The 3170-nt window shown below is 45.4% G+C and carries 4 protein-coding genes; 2 read left to right on the plus strand and 2 right to left on the minus strand.

Features of this window, described 5'->3' with window-relative positions:
• Together LD39_RS01585 and LD39_RS01590 are read left to right on the plus strand one after the other, a co-directional pair.
• Positions 1 to 315, plus strand: a 315-nt coding sequence (locus LD39_RS01585) for a spore germination protein GerPE (RefSeq protein ID WP_035542161.1), incomplete at its 5' end; no start/stop codon positions are given.
• 65 nt (positions 316 to 380) lie between these two features.
• Positions 381 to 599: a spore germination protein gene (locus LD39_RS01590; protein ID WP_035542164.1), complete on the plus strand. Its 219-nt coding sequence runs from the start codon at positions 381 to 383 to the stop codon at positions 597 to 599.
• A 98-nt stretch (positions 600 to 697) separates the two neighbouring features.
• Here LD39_RS01590 and LD39_RS01595 read toward each other — a convergent pair whose 3' ends face one another.
• On the minus strand, positions 698 to 985 hold the full coding sequence (locus tag LD39_RS01595; RefSeq protein WP_035542170.1) for a hypothetical protein: 288 nt from the start codon (positions 983 to 985) through the stop codon (positions 698 to 700).
• Positions 969 to 3170, minus strand: a 2202-nt coding sequence (gene addA, locus LD39_RS01600) for a helicase-exonuclease AddAB subunit AddA (RefSeq protein WP_035542167.1), incomplete at its 5' end; no start/stop codon positions are given. The genes addA and LD39_RS01595, both read right to left, overlap by 17 nt.

Consider the following 3170-nt stretch of genomic DNA (forward strand, 5'->3'; position numbering starts at 1 on the left):
GTTTTCACCATTGGAGACGTTTATCGGGCCGCGCCTACCTCGAGAATTCTAGCCGTGCAAAAAGAAGGTACAGACTACATTCCAGGCACATTTAAATTCGAAGATTATGATATTTTTTTTAGGGAATCCTCCACTCCTCTTCCGCCTATTACCATCAATACGTATTCCTATCAGAATAATCCTATTGTAGTCGATGATATTGAAATAATAGGGATTTCGACTGCAGGCGTATTTCAAATTGGAGGCATCGATCATATCGTTTCAAAAAACTGGACGAAACACTTCCGATTGTTACAGGAAGACGAACAAATGTAAGTTCGTGCGCATATGTTGTTACTATATGTATGAATCGCACGTATCCTTTAAAGGAGGCAATTATTATGCCATCCCTCGTCGGAGGCGTCAGTATTAATAACGTGGGCGGTGGAGTCGTCAACTTCGGAGACTCTTTTTATCTTTCTCCAAAAAGCACTGGAAAAACAAATGCAGGATCGGGAGCTTTGAATACAGGAAACTGGATTATCACGAATAATGGGCTCAGTTCTACAAATCCATTCGACCCTGATGTCAACGATCAGAATGTTACCGCTAATGCTTAAGGCGTTTTTTATTGAGACTCAGGGTGCAACCACCCTGATGGACTTTTCCATGAATAAGCAAATCCCCCCTGGGGCAGATCTGCCAGGGGGGATTTTGCTTATTTCCCTTTTCTTCGATTGGACTTTCTTGTCGTAATTTTCTTTTCGGGATCCTGCTTTTTCACCCATTTCATATATTTCCTCATATCCGGATGGTCCTTCAAACGTTCCAGTGTGTGATAAAACGCCGCCAGTTCTTCATTCTTGAAAAGTGCATGGATCTGGTGGTGGCAGGCACTGCACAGCATGGCTGTCTGTCCCTCTGCTCCTCCATATTGTTTCGGTACGAGATGGTGTTCCGTCGTTTTTACAGGAGAACGGCCACAAAGATCACACACTTCTACCATCATTGCCGACCTCCACCAGTAAAGACCCATTGAAGAAATAGAGACTGCTTCTCCGGACAGGCTCTTTCCATATCTTTTCAAGGGCTATCTTATACAATTGGATCTGCGTCTGATAACGTTCACGTAAAACGAGCTCCAGCGATTCTTTCCCTTCCGGAAGCTGATCTGATTTATAATCTAAAATCATCCAGCCATCTTCGTAAGGAATCATCGCATCAATCACCCCTTGGATAAATACTTGTTCGTCTGTAGATTCTTTCCAATGGTTATAAACTTCGTGAGCAGGAAGAGTTAAACTGAACGGTACTTCGCGCTCGACCTTGTCCGCTTCTATGACGAGCTTTCCAATCTCCGTTTTGAAAAAAGAAGCAATCGAATCGACATCAATGACATCTGCTTCGTCTTTAAGAAGAATTTCCTTCATGACGAGATGCTCGACAAACTCTTCCACATCAGAAGCGGCCATTTCATGAGTAAAAGGAATGTGCTGCATAACAGTGTGCATGGCACTCCCTTTCTCTGTTGCCGTCAATTGTTTATCCTGCTGCATGAAACGTGGCCGCTTTACAATTGGTGCACGATAAGGGACAAGCAGCTGATCACTCGAATATTCATCCTTCGTTTCCCGCTGCCGTTTGATTTCCGTAACGGTTTGCTTCGCCCTTGATTGAGCAGCTTTCACATGTGGATATACATAATTTAAGCGATCCACTATGCTCGGGTCATGTTCCTCTTCAATCGTTACAGGCGTCCACTCTTTTACCGCCTTTTGCAGCTGCTCATCCCGGTGTTCTTTCATCTCATCGAGTTTTGCAAATTCACTGCCATGCGCAATCTCCACTTGCCACTCCGATTCGTCCTTCTGAATCTCTTCTGCGGTCTCCACTTGTATTTCACCTCGCAGATTTTCTGCATGCTGGTGGCGGATCAAAGCAGGACCGACCCAGTCCAAATAGGATTTCGCATCCAAACGCTCATGCGGCGGAAGCACCCATCCTTGTGTATCCGCAAATGATTGCCACTTCTCTTGCTTCTTCTCGAACGAAGCTACATTTCCGATCATGACGAGCTTTTCCTTAGCCCTTGTCAACGCAACGTATAAAACACGCATCTCTTCGGCGAGCAACTCTCTTTTCTTCGCTTGCTTCAGCGCATGGTAAGCGAGCGTCGGATACATCAGACGTTTTTCCGGGTTAATATACCTTGATCCGAAACCGTAATCTTTATGGAGCAAGTAACGGTTTCTCAGGTCCATCATATTGAATTGTTTATCCATTGCGCCTAATAAAACAACAGGAAATTCCAGTCCTTTACTCTTATGGATCGTCATGATCCGGACGACATCCTCCTGTTCTCCAAGAGCACGGGCAGCCCCCAGGTCATCGCCTCGCTCTTCGATTCTTTCAATGAAACGAAGGAAGCGGAACAATCCACGAAAAGACGTGGACTCATAAGACCTTGCCCTGTCATATAAGGCTCTTAAATTCGCCTGTCGTTGCCGTCCTCCAGGCATTCCACCGACAAAATCATAGTAACCCGTCTCTCGATAAATATCCCAAATCAGCTCGGAGAGGGCCCCCTGCCTGGCACGTTCCCGAAAGCTTTGCAGCATTTGTAAAAAGTCGTTTACCTTGCGACCAAGTTCATCTGCATTACGAAAGTTCTTAAGCGCTTCATAATAGCTGACCCGCTTTTTAGATAATCGTAAGGTAGCAAGTTCATCTTCATTCAGTCCTACAATCGGAGACTTGAGCACGGAAGCGAGCGGAATATCCTGCATCGGATTGTCAATGACCTTGAGTAAACTAAGGAGGACCTTAATCTCAATCGCTTCGAAGTAACCTGTTGAAAGCTCAGCATAAACAGGAATTCCTTGTTGTTTCAATTCATCGACAATCGTCGGTGCCCAGGTCATCGAGCGCATCAAGATGACGATGTCGCGATACTGGATGGTTCGTTTCGTGCCCGTCTCTTTGTCGACCACCTGCATCGGAGGTTCTCCCTCGTGTCCAAGCCACTTGCGAATTTTCTTCCCGTAGGCTCTCGCTTCCAACTGTGCTTTCTCAAGATCCTTGTATTCTTCATTTTCTTCTGTATCCGTTTCCCGCGATTCGCGATCGATCAAGTAAAGCTCGGCCTTCGCATCATCCGCGATCAGTTCATCATAAATTTTATTACTGTAAAT

The sequence above is a fragment of the Halobacillus sp. BBL2006 genome (genome assembly GCF_000786645.1).
In the GTDB taxonomy this organism is placed as follows: domain Bacteria; phylum Bacillota; class Bacilli; order Bacillales; family Halobacillaceae; genus Halobacillus.